Here is a 16,715-nt window from a genome sequence, read left to right on the forward strand (position 1 = left end):
ATGAGGGGTTCGGATGGACGCGCGTCAGTTGCGGTACTTCCTGGCTGTGGTCGATCAGGGCAGTGTCAACCGTGCGGCGGAAACACTGCTGATCGCGCAGCCCTCGCTGTCCCAGTCGATATCCGCACTGGAGCGTGAACTCGGGGTGCCGCTCTTTCACCGCGTCGGGCGCCGGCTGGTGCTCAGTGACGCCGGCGAAACGCTCGTCGGTCCGGCCCGCGTGGTGTTGCGTGATCTCGAGGATGCGAAGGCATCCGTCGATGCGCTGAAAGGGTTGCGCGCCGGTCGCGTGGACCTGATCACGATGCCGTCACCCGGGATCGAACCCCTCACCACGATCCTCACCAGCTTCAGTCGCACCTATCCTTCGGTCACCGTCAATGCCGAGGCGGCGTTCACCCCCGAAGAGGTGCTGCACGCCGTGCGCACCGGCGTCTGCGAAGTCGGGATCCTGGGTTCACCCGCGGAGGTGCGTGCCCCCGAACTCGACGTCGTCGCACTCGAAAGCCAGCCGCTGATCCTCATCTCCGGACCGGGCGCCGAGACGCCGAGCCGCCCGGAGATTCGGAGATCGGAACTGTCCGGATTTCGACTCATCGTCTCGCAGCGCGGATCGTTGATGCGAACACTCGTCGACGAGGTCCTCGCCAGCGGCGTCGCCGCCACCATCGTCGCCGAGGTCGCCCACCGAACCTCGATCCTGCCGATGGTCCTCAGCGGATTCGGGCAGGCCGTCATGCCGTCGTCGTGGGCGCCGTCGGCCCGGCAGTCCGGCGCCACCGTGCACCGCATCGTCCCCGAGTCCTACCTGCACGTCGCCGCCGTCTGCCGGCGAACCCATCTCACGCCACCCGCGCGGACGCTCATGGACGAGGCACGAAAGTACGCAGAACGCACACCGGCAGCCTGGGATGCGCCCGCAGCGGAGAGCCCGCACATCTCCTGAATGACAGTCGTGCCCCTACTCCGTGATGGATCGAGGATCGAGACACTCCGCCGTTCTTCGATCGCCCCGGCGGATGCTTGTGCAATTGCCGATCCGGGGACGGAGCCCCGTATTTCGGCCACCGGGTGGTTTGTTCTCGGTTCGATCCGGCAACCGGTCGCGCGGCAGTTACGGTGATGAGACACTGCCCCGAGGTCAGGAGTCGCCGTGCCCAAGCTGGAGATCAAGAGGAAGTCCGAGCTCTCCCGGAAAGAGGTGTCCGACCGGCTTATCGCGCTCGGACAGGCCCTCGCGAGTGGCTCCGAGGTGGAGCTGGGCTCGGGTGGCGACTCGATCGAAATCGTCGTCGCCGACCGGGTCCGGTGGGAGCTCGAGATAGAGGTCGACGGCGACGAGACCGAGATCGAAATCGAAATCAGTTGGCGGGACGATCCGTCCGAAGAGTCGACCGCCGACGCGGAACCGGAAACGGCGAGTCCGCCACCGGTCAAGACCGCGCGTCGTGGGCGGCCCCGCAAGAGCACCGCCAAGTGATCCGCACGTAGCGCGTCTGAATCGTCACCCGGCGGACCTGCGCTGCATTCGGACTCCACTGCCGAAACGCTGTGCTGCCAATACCCTCCGACCGGCGGAAAATTGGCGGTAACCAGGCCATATCGCGTCACTCGAGGAAGGCAGACAACCATGTCCGCGGAACACGACGAACCGGTGGCACATCCGAGCCGGACCGAGCGCGCACAACGAGGGGCGGACGCCCGCCGAGACACCCCGCCGGCTGCGCTCGCGGAACACCGTGTAGCCGATCGGCGCGACCCTGTGGGCCTCCTCGAGAAGCAGGCGACGGAGAGAGTCGCGGAACTCGTTCCGATCCGGTACGGGCGCATGGCGGCGACGGCCTTCGCCTTCTACCGCGGCGGCGCCGCGATCATGGCCGACGATCTGTCCCACTCGCCTACCACGGGCCTGCGCACGCAGCTCTGCGGCGACGCGCACCTGAGTAACTTCGGAATCTTCGCCACCCCGGAACGTCGGCTGGCATTCGACATCAACGACTTCGACGAGACACATCCCGGTCCTTTCGAATGGGACGTCAAACGCCTCGTCGCGAGCCTCGCGATCGCGGCGCAGGAGAACGGCTTCAGCAGCAAGAAGACCAGGAACATCACCCGTGCCTGCGCCGCCGAATACCGCGAAACCATGGCCAGTCAGGCGCAACTGGGAAACCTGGGCGTCTGGTACTCCCACATCGAGCCCACAGCGGAACTCGTGGGGCTTCGAGACGAGCTGGACAAGTCGCAGAGGAAACGCGCTCGCACAGCTCTGGAGAAGGCGCGCCGCCGGGACAGCGTCCAAGCGCTCTCCAAGCTGACCGCCGTCGTCGACGGGGAGAGGCGGATCATCAGCAACCCGCCTCTGCTGGTGCCGGTCGAGGAGTTGTATGCGGGCGAAGACCTCGAATCGTTGTACCGAGACCTACGGCATCGCCTGAACGTGTATGTGCAGTCTCTGCGGTGGGACCACCGCGTGCTCTACGACCAGTTCCGGATGATTCAAATTGCCCGCAAGGTGGTCGGGGTCGGCAGTGTGGGCACCCGCACCTGGATCATTCTGATGCTGGGCGCTGACGAAGACGATCCGCTGTTTCTGCAGGTGAAGGAGGCGGGTCCGTCCGTGCTGTCGAGTTACGTCGACGGCCCGTCCTTCGCTGCCGAGGGCGAGCGAGTGGTCAGCGGACAGCGGCTGATGCAGGCCGCGAGCGACATCTTCCTGGGCTGGGAACGTGGCGCGGGCCCCGACGGCGTCGAGCGGGACTTCTACGTGCGCCAACTGCGGGACGGCAAGGGTTCGGCGGTGGTCGAATCCCAGACACCCACCGTCATGATGCTGTACGGGCGATTGTGTGCACGGGTCCTCGCCTATGCGCACGCGCGGGCCGGCGACCGGATCGCGATCGCCGCCTACCTCGGGGACGACACCGAATTCGATCATGCGATAGCGGAATTCGCCGAAACGTACGCAGAGCAGAACACCCGAGACCATGCTGCCCTCCTCGAGGCCATCACGGGGGCCCGCATCGTCGCGGCTACCGGATTCTGAACAGAGACGTCCCGGGACCGTCCGGTCGTACGCCCGCCCACACGACCGGTGGACCGGCACGGTTCAGAAGATCTGGACGAAGCGGTACCAGTCGGATTCGATGTGCTGATATCCGATCTCACCGTCACGCTCGGGTGGGCCGATCTTGTCGGTGCCGCCCGGCAGCTGAGCGACTCCGACAAGATTGACCAGGCCGCCTTCGAGGTAGAAGTGGCACCCGGTGTCGAGCGGCTCGACGCGCCAGGTGTCGTACAGGCCGATCCGCTGGTCGTCGGACGACGGTGTGCACGCCTGCGCGTATGCGGTCAGTTCGCCCACCGACAGCCGCCACCCGAGGTCAGAAGGCACACCGAAGAATACGAGGGTCGCGGTCAGAGCCACCATGGCCGGCGCAAGGCAGATGCGTCGATCCCACCGGTACCGCCCCAGCTGCACGCCGGCGAGGATCAGCCACACGGCACCGAGAATGAGCAGGGCGAAACCAGCCAGCACGACGTACGGGAAGACCGGGTCGATCGGAATCGTGATCACCAGCGTCGCAGCGCAGACGAACGCGACGAGGGCGGTGAGGACGATTCCGGTCGCCGACCGCCACCACCGCGGCGTGTCCGTCCGGCGGCGCGCAGTGCGTTGCGTCGACTGTGCGTCGCGGGCGTCCATCAGGGGTCTCCGTTCGCCGGCGCTCTCCGAGAGGTGGTCAGGTCGGTGACCTCCCGTCAGGCTCGGGTGGGCGGTGGACCGCCGAAGCCGCGGAGGTCGCGGGCGGTGGTGCCGGGTTCGAAAGTGCTGCCGCCGGGCCCGAATCGTCCGATCACGGTGTGTCGGCTGTCCCAGAGCACCCCGCGGGTGGGGAGGGCCCACCGGCTGGAGAACGCGGACGCGTCGTCCCCGTCGTCCACGGATGGGTCGTGCGCCGAAGCGATGTGCGCGGCGTAGGCGCGCAGCGCGACCGCGAAGGCGTTGGGTTCGCGGCCGGCGTCGAGGAAATGCGCTCGGTCGCCGCACTGCGGGCAGTGCCACGACGCGCGGTCGCATCCGCCGGCGAGGCCGACGGCCGGTGGTTCGTCTCCGGGCGGACCGACGGTGCGATACGCGTCGAACGGGTCGGGCTGCTCGATCCGATCGGGCGCCTGCCGTGCCGCTGCAACCATGTCCCGCCAGGCGGCGTGCACGTCGAAACCCCCGAGCATCAGCACCTCTTCGGGCATCGGGCCGATGAACGGGGAACCCGCGCACAGCACCCGGCTGTGGTCGTGGGCGTGGCTGTACTTCGGGTCGAGAGCCCGGGCGTGCCGCATCTGCTGCACGCGCACGGTGATCGCGAGCCCGTGCCATTCGCGTCCGCAGTGCGGGCACGGGTCCTGGTTCACGTTCGAGTCGTGCCCGGATCGGTGGTCGTGGTTCGCGAGTTGGTCGTGTACGAGCCGGTCGATCCGGTCGACGAGGTCACGGTCGGTCATGGTGGATACCCACGGTAGCGGCTTCGGCCGCTCTGTGCGGTCAGTATCCCGCGTCGAAGTCGAACTCGTTGATCAGCGTGGCGTCACCCGACAGGTAGCGTCCGAGGTTCTCGACGAACAGATCGACGATCTTCGCGTTCTCGGACGGCACGTTGGCGGCGCTGTGCGGGCTGAGGATGACGTTGTCGGCCGTCCACAACGGCGAATCGTCTCGGAGGGGTTCGGTGGTGGTGACGTCCAGGACCGCCCCGCCCAGCCGTCCCGTCGACAGTGCTTCTGCGAGAGCGTCTTCGTCGATGATCGGTCCCCGTCCGAGATTGACGACCAGTGCGCCGTCGGGGAGGGCGGCGAGTTCCCGGCGTCCGATCAGTCCACGAGTGTCGTCGGTGAGGGCGCAGGAGATCACGAGGATGTCCGCGGCGGGCAGGTGCTCGGCGATCCGGTCCGTGGTGGTCATGCTGTCGAAAGGGGCGCCTGCGGGGCGCGGGGTGCGGGCCACCCCGCTTGCGGTGACGGAGAAGCACCGGAGGAGTTCCGCTGTGCGCGAGCCGATCTTGCCGGCGCCGACGATCAGCGCGTGGCGTCCCGCGAGCTCGGTCGTTTCCTGTTTGCGCCAGGTCCGGGTCTGCCGGTCGGCGATCAGCCGGGGGAGGCCGCGTGCGAAATGCAGAATGCCGGCGAGTGCGAACTCCGCCAGCGGTTCGGCGTGGACTCCCGCGGCGGTCGTCACCGTCAGCGGAGCGCGCGACAGCCCGAATTTCTCGATCAGTTGCCCGGCGCCCGCGGACGTCGCCTGAATCCATCGCAGATTCGGCGACTGTTCGAGGGTGCGTTCGGGGTGCCGCCAGTCGAAGTCGAACATCACGTCCGCGGTCCGCAACATCGACGACCACCGGTCGTGCTCGACGGCCGTCAGATCACGCGGCACCCCGACGTGATCGCTGTGCCATCGAGGCCGGGGGAGCAGGTCGGGTGCGTACGACACCCGGACCCGAGGGTCGCTGTCAGCGATCCTGTCGACCAGGTCCTGCTCGAGATACGACGCGACGAGCACGTCGACGCACGGGTCGGGCACGGTCACTCCTTCACCGCCGGCGGTTCGGACGTCGGTGCGCTCGGCTCGGCCTCCGGCGCGGCGGCAGACTTCGGCATCGCCGCCGCGGCGACGACGAGTACGACGGCCGCGCCGAGGGCGGCCACGAACACCAGATGCAGGGCGCCGGCCAGGTCGGCCGGGGCGGGGTTGTCGGCGCCGCCCAGTCGCGCGTTGACGAGGGCGCCGAACAGGGCGACCCCCACGGCGCTGCCGATGGACCGGGCGAACATGTTGGTCGAGGTGACGACGCCGCGCTCCGACCAGTCGACGCTCGACTGCGCCGCGATGAGGGTGGGGCTCGCGACGAGACCCATGCCGCCGCCGATGACGAAGCAGCAGATCGCCACCTGCCACACCGCCGAGTCGATGGACAGGCTCAACGTGAGAGCGGTGCCCGCCACGACCAGCAGGCTGCCCGCGGTGGCCGTGACCCGGAAGCCGAAGCGCAGGTACACGCGCCCGGACTGCGACGCGGCGATCGGCCAGCCGATGGTCAGGGTGGCCAGCGCGAACCCGGCCACCAGGGCGCCCGTCCCGAGGACGCCCTGGGTGAAGGTCGGCACGTAAGTGGTCAGGCCCAGGACGATGGCCCCGACCAGCAGTGAGACAAGACTGCTCGCCGCGAGAACCCGCCGGGTGAACACCCACAGCGGCAGCACCGGTTCGGCGGCGCGCCGTTCCACGAGGACGAAGACGATGAGGAACACGACACCCGCCGCGAAGATGCCGAGGCTGATCGGGGAACTCCACGCCCAGGCCTGCCCGCCTTCGAGGAGTCCGAGGATGAGCAGTGTCGCCCCGACTGCCAGGATTCCGGCGCCGGCGTAGTCGATGGACCGCTGGGTGCGCGCCCGCTTCTCGTCGAAGTTGCGGATCAGCATCACCGCCGCGAGCAGGCAGAGAGGAATGTTGACGAAGAAGATCCACCGCCACGACAGGTACTCGGAGAACACCCCGCCGAGGGTCGGGCCGATCACCGCCGACATGCCCCACACGCTGGCCAGATAGCCCTGGGCCTTGGCACGTTCGGCGAGGGTGTAGATGTCTCCGGCGATGGTCATGCTCATCGGCTGGACGGCCCCGGCGCCGAGACCCTGCACCGCGCGGAACGCGATGAGAGCGGGCATGCTCCACGCGATCCCGCACAGCACCGAGCCGACGCCGAACAATGCGATGCCCAGGAGCATCACCGGCCTCCGGCCGAAGATGTCGGCCAGCTTGCCGTAGATCGGCACCGACACGGCCTGCGTGAGCAGGTAGATCGAGAACAGCCACGGGAACTGGGAGAAACCGCCGAGGTCCCCGACGATGGTGAAGACGGCGGTGGAGATGATGGTCGCATCAAGCGCGACGAGCGACGTCGTGAGCATCAGTGACACGAGAATCGGTCCGCGTTCCGAACGGAACCCGACGTCGACCGGGGTCGTGTCCGTCGCCATTACCCACCTTCTCCGGTTACCGCGCTCACAAGAGTTCCTGACCAACGGTAACGACAACGGGAGACGAAGTGTTCCGCGGCTGTGCCCGCGACGCCGCTACACGGTCGCCGAGGATCCGCGGACGCCGCGCGGTAGGAGTGGGGGCTGGTCCCGACGACGCGCTTGAACCGGTGTCGTGGGGCCGCTGAGGAAGTCCCGCTCACCGACCCGGCGCTCGACGGGAACCGGCTCACCTGGCGCAGTCCATCACCAAGCCGCTGCGCCTCCACTTGCAGTTCGATGTCCTCGTCGAGCGCGACGAGATGACGGGGAAGTCGACGGCGGGATGTCTCCCCAGCTCGAAGGTCAGCGGCCGCCGGTCGGTGCCCGACCGATAGGCTGGGTCACCGTGCGCCCCTCACTCGATTCATACGCCCATCTGGCCGGTGGCAAGGTCCGCGACCTCTACACGATCGACGACGAGCACCTTCTGTTGGTCGCGAGCGACCGGATCTCCGCCTACGACCACGTCCTCAGCACCCCGATCCCGGACAAGGGGCGGGTGCTCACCGCGATGAGCGTCTTCTTCTTCGGCGTCCTCGGTGGCAACAACCATCTGGCCGGTGAACCCGACGACAGCCGGATCCCCGAAGAGGTTCTCGGCCGCGCGCTGGTGGTCCGGAAGCTGGACATGGTCCCCGTCGAGTGCGTGGCCCGCGGCTACCTCACGGGGTCGGGGCTGATCGACTACAACGAGACCGGCGCGGTGTGCGGCGTCGCACTGCCCGAGGGGCTGGTGGAGGCGAGCCAGCTTCCCGACCCGATCTTCACGCCCGCCAGCAAGGCCGAGCTGGGCGAGCACGACGAGAACATCAGTTTCGAGGCCGTGGTCGAGAAGGTGGGCCAGGACCTGGCCGTGAAGCTGCGCGACGACACCCTCGACATCTACGGCCGGGCGTCCAACTTCGCCGCGGACCGGGGCATCATCCTCGCCGACACCAAGCTCGAGTTCGGACTGGACCCGCAGGGCAACCTGATTCTCGCCGACGAGGTCCTCACCCCCGACTCGTCCCGGTACTGGCCGGCCGACGGGTACGAGGCCGGGAAGGTGCAGCCGAGCTTCGACAAGCAGTTCGTCCGCAACTGGCTCACCGGCCCCGAATCCGGCTGGGACCGCGCGTCCGACACTCCGCCGCCGCCGCTGCCCGCGGAGATCGTCGAGGCGACCCGCGAGCGGTACATCGAAGCGTACGAGCGGATCTCGGGTCTGTCGTTCGCGGACTGGGTGGGCTGAGACATGACCTCCGAAGGCGCGAAACTCACCCCGCCGGTCGCGAAGAAGGTTCCCACCGAACGCGTCCACCACGGTCACACGTTCGTCGACGAGTACGAGTGGCTGCGCGACAAGGAAGACGCCGAAGTCGTCGCGTACCTCGAGGCCGAGAACGCGTACACCGAGCAGCAGACCGCGCATCTCGCGCCGCTGCGGGACCAGATCTTCCAGGAGATCAAGTCCCGTACGCAGGAAACCGATATGTCGGTTCCCACCCGCATGGGCGACTGGTGGTACTACGCCCGCACCATCGAGGGCAAGCAGTACGGCGTCCAGTGCCGGGCACCGATCGACGGCCCCGACGACTGGACCCCGCCGGAACTGGCTCCGGGTGTCGAACTCCCCGGTGAGCAGGTGCTACTCGACGGCAACGCCGAGGCCGAGGGTCACGACTTCTTCTCCATCGGCGCCTTCTCCCTCAGTCACGACGGCACGCTCCTCGCGTACTCGGTCGACGTGGTCGGCGACGAGCGGTACACGCTGCGCTTCAAGAACCTCGTGACCGGCGAACTGCTGCCCGACGAAATCCCCGAGACCGCGCCCGGCGCCACCTGGGCCATCGACCACAGTCACGTCTTCTATCTCACCGTCGACGACTCCTGGCGTCCCGACACGGTGTGGCGGCACAAGCTCGGCACCGACCGTGCGCAGGACGTCACCGTGTTCCACGAGCCGGACGAGCGGTTCTGGGTGTCGGTCGGGTCCACCCGGAGCGAGAAGTACCTCATGATCTGGGTGGGGTCGAAGATCACCAGCGAAGGCTGGGTGCTCGAATCGGAGAACCCCGAGGGCGAGTTCCGGGTGGTGCTGCCGCGACGCGAGGGCGTCGAGTACGGCGTCGAGCACGCGGTCGTCGCGGGGGAAGACCGCTTCCTGATCATGCACAACGACGTCGTCGACGGTGAGAAGGCCGAGAACTTCGTGCTCGCCGACGCGCCGGTGTCCGACCCGACGTCGCAGACCATCCTCATTCCGCACCGCTCCGACGTGCGGTTGGAGGAGGTCGACGCGTTCGCCGACCACCTCGTGCTCGGTTACCGCCGCGAAGCGTTGACCCGGCTGGCTATCTGGCCGCTCGGTGAGGACGGCTACGGCGAGTTCACGGAGATCGAATTCGACGAGGAACTCTTCAGCGTCGGGCTCGGCGCCAACCCGGAATGGCGGCAGCCGACACTGCGGATGGCGTTCACGTCGTTCATCACGCCCGGCCAGGTCTACGACTACGTGCTGTCGACGGGTGAACTCGCCCTGCGCAAGTCGCAACCCGTGCTCGGCGAATTCGATGCCGGAAACTACGAGCAGCAACGCGACTGGGCCGTCGCCGAGGACGGGACGCGCATCCCGCTCTCGATCGTCCGGCGCAAGACGAACGGCGTCGACGACCCCGCCCCGACCCTCCTCTACGGGTACGGATCGTACGAGGCCAGCATGGATCCCGCGTTCTCCGTCGCGCGGCTGTCCCTGCTCGACCGCGGAGTGGTGTTCGTGGTCGCGCACGTGCGTGGCGGCGGCGAGATGGGCCGGCACTGGTACGAGACCGGCAAGACGCTCACGAAGAAGAACACCTTCACCGACTTCGTCTCGAGCGCACAGCATTTGATCGACACCGGACGCACCACGCCGCAGCAGATGATCGCCGACGGCGGCAGCGCAGGCGGCCTGCTGATGGGTGCGGTGGCCAACCTGGCACCCGAACTGTTCGCCGGAATCCTCGCCAACGTGCCCTTCGTGGACCCGCTGACGTCGATCCTCGACCCCTCACTGCCGCTGACCGTCATCGAATGGGACGAGTGGGGCAACCCGCTCGAGAACCCCGAGGTCTACGAATACATGCGCTCGTACAGCCCGTACGAGAACGTCGAGGCCAAGGACTACCCGGCGATCCTCGCGATCACCAGCATCAACGACACCAGGGTGCTCTACGTCGAACCGGCGAAGTGGGTCGCCAAACTGCGCGCCACCAAGACCGGCGACTCGCCGCTCCTCCTCAAGACGGAGATGAGCGCCGGGCACGGCGGTGTCAGCGGACGCTACGAGAAGTGGAAAGAAGTAGCGTTCGAATTCGCCTGGGTGCTCGACACGATCGGCGAGTAGGTACGGGCGGCACCCGCGCCGAGGATGCGATATCTCGGCGTGTGAAAAGCATCGGCGGGCGAGGCGGAAATCGGAGTGTGAGGGGGCTTTCCGCCTCTCACGGCTCAGATGCAGAAGCTGATGCTGGCCGACCCCAGTGGCAAGTTGAGGCAGACGGCGATCGAACCGACTGCCGGGGTCGGTGCGGGAGCGAGCGGTGCGGCGACAGCTGCGGGGGCGGCGAGAGCGCCGAGTGACAGGGTCATTGCGATTGCGGCGAGTGTGGTGGCAATTCTGCTAGACATGTGAAGGTCCTTGACTGAGTTACTGCGAGCCGGAGGTGACTCCTCTCCAATCGTCCACCGATGTGATGCAGGCCACAACCTCTGGCGGAGCTTTTCTCGACCCTCTCCGGTAGTCCCTCCCGTGCCATGTCAATGCTGTTGCGCCGCAGTGATAGTCGGATGTCACTTGTACGAGTCGAGCATCTCCTGCGGTAACGGCTGCTCCATGACGACCCTGGACCCGTCCCAGGAGTAGGTGACGACCGCAGGTCCGCCCGACGGGCAGCAATTGGCGTCCTGCTCGCCGAGCCACCTGTACTGCACCGAGACGGAGGCGTCGGTGGATCCGACCACGTCGGTGTAGGCAAACGATTCGGCTGTCGCGGTGCCCAGATACGTGCCGTCGTGGAAGAACAGCACCTGGGTCGGCGAACTCACCGTTCCCATGGGTGTCTCCGCCGTGGCCCACAGCAGCGTGGGGCAGTCCTCGCCGGCGGCATCGGACGCGGTTCCGGGTACCCACGGATCGCCACCCGGTGCATTGCCGAGCGTCGCGAACGCGTCGCTGACCAGTGCGGAATCGAGGTCGAGACACGGCCCGCTGTGTACTTCTGCGGCAGAAGCGGCCTGTGGGACCGGGGAGGCGGCGGATTCTGCCGCGTTGTCGCTTCCAGTGCACCCAGTGAGTGCGGTCGCAGCCGCAACGGTCAGAAATGCCGCCACGTGAGTCTTCATGTGTTCTCCCTGCATCGTCCCCGACAGGAATTACTTCGCCCCACTCACTGTCTCGCGTGGCGCCGCCGGTTCGTTACGGGGGTCAGCGCAGCGCGTACCGAATCTGCGGGCGCCCCGCCCGGCCGTACTCGGTGTGCCGGGTGAGCACCCCGTCGTCGGCGAGGCGTTCGAGATACCGCCAGGCCGTGACCCGGGAGACACCGATGTCGGCTGCCACCTCGGCCGCCGTCAGCGGTCCGGCAGCGTCACGGATGCACGCGGAGACGTGGTCGAGTGTCTGAGGTGCAACGCCTTTCGGGGACGCCGCACGCTCGTCGGAGGTGCGCAGCGCGGACATCGCCCGATCGATGTCGTGCTGACTCAGCGCGTTGCTTCCGGCGGGCAGCGCGTCGCGGAATTCCCGGTACCGCTCGAGTTTGTCGCGGAACGCCGCGAACGTGAACGGCTTCAGCAGATACAACGCGATACCGCGCGCCACGGCGGTGCGGACCATCTCGAGGTCGCGGGCCGAGGTCACCGCGATCACGTCGGGACTCGGTCGCACGCCGCTCAGTGCCGCCGCCACGTCGAGTCCGCTGGCATCCGGCAGGCCGATGTCGAGGAGGACGAGGTCGATGGGGTCGTCGCTGCCGTTCGCGGCGGCGACCGCGCGCATGGCGCTGCTGCCGTCGTGAACGACGGTGTGGACCGAAAAGCCCGGAATGCGTTCCACGTACGCGCGATGCGCCTCGGCGATGAGTGGTTCGTCCTCGACGATCATCACGCGGATCACGGGGCGGCCCCCTCGATCGGGATCTCGACGACGATCATCGATCCGAGCGACGGCTCCGTGTGGATCGTCCCGCCGTGCCGCGCCACCACCTGGGCCACCAACGCCAGCCCGAGCCCGCGCTGACCCGACTTGGTGGAATAGCCGCGCGTGACCGCCTTGTCGAGTTCGTCGGCGGGAATACCGGGGCCGCTGTCGGCCACCCGCACCACCATCATCGAATTCTCCTGACGGACGGTCACTTCCACCCACGCATCCTCTCCCGGGGATTCCGTCGCACCGCGGGCGGCGTCGATCGCGTTGTCCACGAGATTACCCACCAGCGTGACGAGTTCACGCGCACTGAGCGGCGCGACGGGTCCGAGGGCGGTGTCTTCGGTGACGGTCAGGTCGACTCCCCGTTCGGCGGCCACACCCACCTTGCCGAGCAGCAGTGCGGCCAGGGCGGGTTCGTGCACCGCCGTCATCAGGCGGTCGATCAATTCCTGCGACAACCGTAGATCCTCGGTGGCGAACGCGATCGCGTCGTCGTAGCGGCCCAATTCGACCATCGTGATGATCGTGTGCAGACGATTCGCCGATTCGTGGGCCTGCGACCGCAGCGATTCCGCGAATCCGCGCACGGAGTCGAGTTCGCCCATGACGCTTTGCAATTCGGTGCGATCGCGCAGGGTCAGCACCGTCCCGAGACGCCGTCCCTCCCACGTCACGGGCTCCCGGCTGACGAGCAGCACGCGGTCGGGGGTCACGTGCACCTCGTCCCGGGAATCGTCGTCCTGCGACTGCCGCAACGACTCCGGCAGCGCGGCCACCGGGACGGGCCCCTCCGGGAGATCGAGGAGGCGGCGTGCTTCGTCGTTCACCACTTCGGCCCTCGCGGTGTCACCGCTGTCGCGGCCGAGCACCACCAGGCCCTCGCCGATCGAGTGCAGGACGGCGTCGTGATGCTCGTACATCTGCCGCAGCTCGTCCGGTGCCATCCCCAGCGTCTGACGGCGCAGGCGCCGGCTCAGCAGGAACGATCCGGCCGCCGACACCGCCAGACCGATCGCGGCGACCGCGAAGATGGTCGGAAGGCTCGCGGCGAACTGGTCGCCGATCTTCTCGCGTGTGACGCCGACGGACACGAGACCCGCGATCCGGTCGCCGTCGTACACCGGGGCCACGGCCCGGATCGACGGTCCGAGCGAACCGGCATACGTCTCCGTGAACGTCTCCCCGCGGAGGGCGCGGTCGATGTTCCCGGAGAACACACCACCGATCAGCTCCGGGTTGGTGTGGGTGAAGCGGATACCGGCGGGCGTCATCACGACGATGAAATCGGTGCCGGTCGCGGCACGGATCTGCTCGGTCTGGGGCTGGAGAACCGCCGTCGGGTCAGGAGACCGCAATGCCTCGACGGTGCCGTCCGACATCGCGAGCGTGGTGGCGACGGCCGTGACGGCGCGTCGGGTGGTCTCGTCGCTGTCGCGACGCTGGTCGACGATGGCCAGCGCGGTCCCGGCCCCGATGACCAGCACCAACACGACGAGCTGCAGGAGGAAGAGCTGCCTCGCGACGCTCATGGGCCGTCTCGGCGGATGGTGCGGCAATGCATTTCTCCTGAACGTAATGAACACAAACTTCTCCAGCCAAGCGATCGCTTAGAAGATTCTTCCAAGACGTGATCGCGGTCACTAACCGGCCTCACCGATCAGCTTGCCACTCGAATTGGAGGACAATCCCATGAGTACTGCGACAGGGAAGACCAAGAAGCGCGACCGGACACACTGGTTGTACATGGGGGTCATCGTCGCCGTCGTCGCGGGCGTCCTCGTCGGATGGCTGGCTCCGGGAGTCGGCAAGTCGCTCGGCGTGCTCGGCACGATGTTCGTCGACCTCATCAAGATGATGATCAGCCCGGTCATCTTCTGCACGATCGTCCTCGGCATCGGATCGGTGAAGGCCGCCGCCAAGGTCGGCAAGGTCGGCGGACTCGCCCTCACCTACTTCATCGGCATGTCGACGGTCGCGCTCGGCATCGGCCTGCTGGTGGGCAACCTGCTCAACCCGGGATCCGGCCTGAACATCAGCGCCGACACCGCGGGAACCGGAGCGGCGCTCGCCGAGAAGGCCCACGGCGCCGGCGGCACCATGGACTTCCTCCAGTCGATCATCCCCACGTCGCTGATGTCGGCGTTGACCGAGGGAAGCGTGCTGCAGACCCTGTTCGTCGCGCTGCTCGTCGGCTTCGGACTGCAGGCCCTGGGCAAGCAGGGTGAGCCGATCCTGCGCGCTGTCGGCTCCGTGCAGAAGCTCGTCTTCAAGATCCTGTCGATGATCCTGTGGCTCGCACCGATCGGTGCCTTCGGTGCCATCGCGAACGTCGTCGGCCAGACCGGTCTCGGCGCCGTCGTCCAGCTCGCCACGCTCATGCTCGGCTTCTACCTGACCTGCCTGATCTTCGTGTTCGGTGTCCTCGGATCCGTGCTCCGCGTCGTCGCGGGCGTCTCCATCTTCAAGCTGGTCCGGTACCTGGCCCGTGAGTACCTGCTGATCTTCGCCACGTCCTCGTCCGAGTCCGCACTGCCCCGCCTGATCGCGAAGATGGAACACGTCGGCGTCGAGCGCACCACCGTCGGTGTCGTCGTCCCCACCGGCTACTCGTTCAACCTCGACGGCACTGCCATCTACCTGACCATGGCGTCGATCTTCATCGCCGACGCAATGGGCCAGCCGCTGTCCTTCCCCGAGCAGCTGTCGCTGCTGGTGTTCATGATCATCGCGTCCAAGGGTGCTGCCGGAGTCAGCGGCGCCGGGCTCGCCACCCTCGCGGGCGGCCTGCAGAGCCACCGTCCCGAACTGCTCGACGGCGTCGGCCTCATCGTCGGTATCGACCGGTTCATGTCCGAGGCCCGCGCGGTCACGAACTTCTCCGGCAACGCTGTCGCCACCCTGCTCGTCGGTTCCTGGACCAACACGATCGACAACGATCGCGTCCGCACCGTCCTCGACGGCAAGCTCCCGTTCGACGAGTCGACGATGGTCGACGACGGCCACGGCGAGGTCGTCGAAGAGCAGGTCACCGAGACCCCTGCCGCCGACGAGCCGCGGGTTCTCGTGAAGAGCTGATGCCCACTCCGAAGTAAACCTCTGTGCGCCCGCGCGATTCGAAGCCTGGGCGCACAGAGGTTTGTTGGCTACGTTGGTTCGCATGACGACACCTGTTCAGAACATCGGCATCAACACACTCGGCGGCACGCCGACCTCACTCGGCGAATACGACGGTCGCGCCGTCCTCGTGGTGAACGTCGCCTCGAAGTGTGGACTGACCCCGCAGTACAAGGGCCTCGAGAAGCTCGCCACCGACTACGCCGACCGCGGACTGACCGTGATCGGCGTCCCGTGCAACCAGTTCATGGGTCAAGAGCCCGGCACCGCCGAAGAGATCGAGACCTTCTGTTCCACCACCTACGGCGTCACGTTCCCGTTGCTGGAGAAGATCGAGGTGAACGGTGAGAACCGGCACCCGCTCTACGAAGAACTGACCAAGGCCGCCGACGCCGAGGGCACCGCGGGCGACATCCAGTGGAACTTCGAGAAGTTCCTCGTCGCACCCGACGGCACCGTCGTGAACCGGTTCCGTCCCCGCACCGAACCCGACGCCCCCGAGGTCGTCGAGGCCATCGAGGCAGCCCTGCCCAAGTAGTAGGCGCTCCGCGCTCGTGCGCCTTTTCGGTAGCTCCCACTACCGGAAAGGCGCACGAGCTTTGCTCGCTGTTCACGTTCACCTGTCACGCTGGGGTCATGACCGGACAGCTGATCGTGTCGGTGTCAGGAATCAAGGACGAGACGCGCGACTTCGCGGCCGCGTTCGCCGAGGAGATGGATGCGCGCGGCGTACCGCTGTCGCTGCTCGTCGCCCCGCGCCTGAAAGACAAGTATCGACTGGTCAACGACCCCGCGACGCAGGACTGGGTCCGCGCGCGCCGATCCCGCGGCGACGCCGTCGTCCTGCACGGATACGACCAGGCCGCGACCAAGCGTCGCCGGGCCGAGTTCGCCTCGCTTCCCGAGCACGAGGCGCGGTTGCGGCTGCTCGCGGCGGACCGGGTGATGGAGCAGACCGGATTGCGCACCAGATTGTTCGCTCCTCCCCGCTGGCTGGCGTCGCAGGGTGCCGTCGCGGCTCTGCCGTCCGCCGGCTTCCGGCTGCTGGCCGTGATGACCGCCGTCCACGACCTCGAACGCGAGACGTCGGTGCGGTCGCGGGTGCTGGGGATCGGTGAGGGTTTCCGTGCCGAACCGTGGTGGTGCCGGGCGCTCGTCCTCGGCTCCGGACGGACCGCCAGGCGTGGGGGCGTGGTGCGCCTCGCCGTCACCGCGAAGCAGTTGGGCACGTCGGGACCTCGGCAGGCGATGCTCGACGCCGTCGACCTCGCGCTCTACCACCACGCGCGGCCGCAGGTGTACCGCTGGGAGCCGCGGATCCCGCAGATCGGTGCCGCCTGACCCGTGAGTACTT

The 16,715-nt window shown here is 67.4% G+C and carries 16 protein-coding genes; 8 read left to right on the forward strand and 8 right to left on the reverse strand.

The features are described 5' to 3' along the window. The first annotated feature begins 13 nt into the window (after positions 1-13). From QM806_RS17360 to QM806_RS17370, 3 genes are all read left to right on the forward strand, one after another. Entirely contained in the window at positions 14-946 is a 933-nt protein-coding gene (locus tag QM806_RS17360) for a LysR family transcriptional regulator (protein WP_283292159.1), read from the forward strand. A 207-nt stretch (positions 947-1,153) separates the two neighbouring features. Next, the gene (locus QM806_RS17365) at positions 1,154-1,480 is read left to right on the forward strand and encodes an amphi-Trp domain-containing protein (protein ID WP_005254847.1); all 327 of its coding nucleotides are present in this window, start codon (positions 1,154-1,156) and stop codon (positions 1,478-1,480) included. Positions 1,481-1,630: 150 nt separating this feature from the next. Further along, a complete protein-coding gene (locus QM806_RS17370) occupies positions 1,631-3,043 on the forward strand; it encodes a DUF2252 domain-containing protein (RefSeq protein ID WP_054245739.1) in 1,413 nt (470 codons plus the stop codon). A gap of 63 nt (positions 3,044-3,106) precedes the next feature. Here the strand turns inward: QM806_RS17370 and QM806_RS17375 are convergent, their stop codons facing one another. From QM806_RS17375 to QM806_RS17390, 4 genes are read right to left on the reverse strand one after another with little or no spacing between them, the layout of a single operon-like run. Continuing rightward, complete coding sequence (locus QM806_RS17375; protein WP_240482695.1) at positions 3,107-3,703, reverse strand: DUF1129 domain-containing protein; 597 nt, start codon at positions 3,701-3,703, stop codon at positions 3,107-3,109. 56 nt (positions 3,704-3,759) lie between these two features. Then, complete coding sequence (locus tag QM806_RS17380; protein ID WP_054245765.1) at positions 3,760-4,503, reverse strand: hypothetical protein; 744 nt, start codon at positions 4,501-4,503, stop codon at positions 3,760-3,762. A gap of 40 nt (positions 4,504-4,543) precedes the next feature. Continuing rightward, the gene (locus tag QM806_RS17385) at positions 4,544-5,584 is read right to left on the reverse strand and encodes a D-2-hydroxyacid dehydrogenase (protein WP_005566430.1); all 1,041 of its coding nucleotides are present in this window, start codon (positions 5,582-5,584) and stop codon (positions 4,544-4,546) included. Beyond that, complete coding sequence (locus QM806_RS17390; protein ID WP_005254841.1) at positions 5,581-7,038, reverse strand: MDR family MFS transporter; 1,458 nt, start codon at positions 7,036-7,038, stop codon at positions 5,581-5,583. Before QM806_RS17390 ends, QM806_RS17385 begins: the two co-directional genes overlap by 4 nt. A gap of 388 nt (positions 7,039-7,426) precedes the next feature. Between QM806_RS17390 and QM806_RS17395 the strand changes: the two genes are divergently transcribed. After that, on the forward strand, positions 7,427-8,311 hold the full coding sequence (locus QM806_RS17395) for a phosphoribosylaminoimidazolesuccinocarboxamide synthase (RefSeq protein WP_007301033.1): 885 nt from the start codon (positions 7,427-7,429) through the stop codon (positions 8,309-8,311). A gap of 3 nt (positions 8,312-8,314) precedes the next feature. Further along, positions 8,315-10,444 carry a S9 family peptidase gene (locus QM806_RS17400; protein WP_064080080.1) on the forward strand — a complete coding sequence of 710 codons (2,130 nt, stop codon included), beginning with the start codon at positions 8,315-8,317 and terminating at the stop codon, positions 10,442-10,444. Between the two features lie 104 nt (positions 10,445-10,548). Here the strand turns inward: QM806_RS17400 and QM806_RS17405 are convergent, their stop codons facing one another. From QM806_RS17405 to QM806_RS17420, 4 genes are all read right to left on the reverse strand, one after another. Next, a complete protein-coding gene (locus QM806_RS17405; RefSeq protein WP_005244417.1) occupies positions 10,549-10,728 on the reverse strand; it encodes a hypothetical protein in 180 nt (59 codons plus the stop codon). A 162-nt stretch (positions 10,729-10,890) separates the two neighbouring features. Continuing rightward, positions 10,891-11,442, reverse strand: a complete 552-nt coding sequence (locus QM806_RS17410) for an LppP/LprE family lipoprotein (RefSeq protein ID WP_064080081.1) — start codon at positions 11,440-11,442, stop codon at positions 10,891-10,893. Positions 11,443-11,524: 82 nt separating this feature from the next. Next, entirely contained in the window at positions 11,525-12,214 is a 690-nt protein-coding gene (locus QM806_RS17415) for a response regulator (RefSeq protein WP_005254836.1), read from the reverse strand. Continuing rightward, the gene (locus QM806_RS17420) at positions 12,211-13,776 is read right to left on the reverse strand and encodes a sensor histidine kinase (protein ID WP_054245734.1); all 1,566 of its coding nucleotides are present in this window, start codon (positions 13,774-13,776) and stop codon (positions 12,211-12,213) included. The genes QM806_RS17415 and QM806_RS17420 overlap by 4 nt, the downstream gene beginning before the upstream one ends. A gap of 160 nt (positions 13,777-13,936) precedes the next feature. Here QM806_RS17420 and QM806_RS17425 point away from each other — a divergent pair, with 160 nt between their 5' ends. The 3 genes from QM806_RS17425 (at position 13,937) to QM806_RS17435 (ending at position 16,702) form a co-directional block, all read left to right on the forward strand. After that, positions 13,937-15,322 (forward strand): C4-dicarboxylate transporter DctA, encoded by a 1,386-nt coding sequence (locus tag QM806_RS17425; protein WP_005254834.1) that lies wholly within the window; start codon positions 13,937-13,939, stop codon positions 15,320-15,322. 82 nt (positions 15,323-15,404) lie between these two features. After that, positions 15,405-15,899, forward strand: a complete 495-nt coding sequence (locus QM806_RS17430) for a glutathione peroxidase (protein ID WP_005254833.1) — start codon at positions 15,405-15,407, stop codon at positions 15,897-15,899. Between the two features lie 98 nt (positions 15,900-15,997). Continuing rightward, the gene (locus QM806_RS17435) at positions 15,998-16,702 is read left to right on the forward strand and encodes a DUF2334 domain-containing protein (RefSeq protein WP_005254832.1); all 705 of its coding nucleotides are present in this window, start codon (positions 15,998-16,000) and stop codon (positions 16,700-16,702) included. The last annotated feature ends 13 nt before the right edge of the window (positions 16,703-16,715 follow it).

The sequence above is a fragment of the Rhodococcus sp. IEGM 1351 genome, from assembly GCF_030056875.1.
GTDB lineage: Bacteria > Actinomycetota > Actinomycetes > Mycobacteriales > Mycobacteriaceae > Rhodococcus_F > Rhodococcus_F opacus.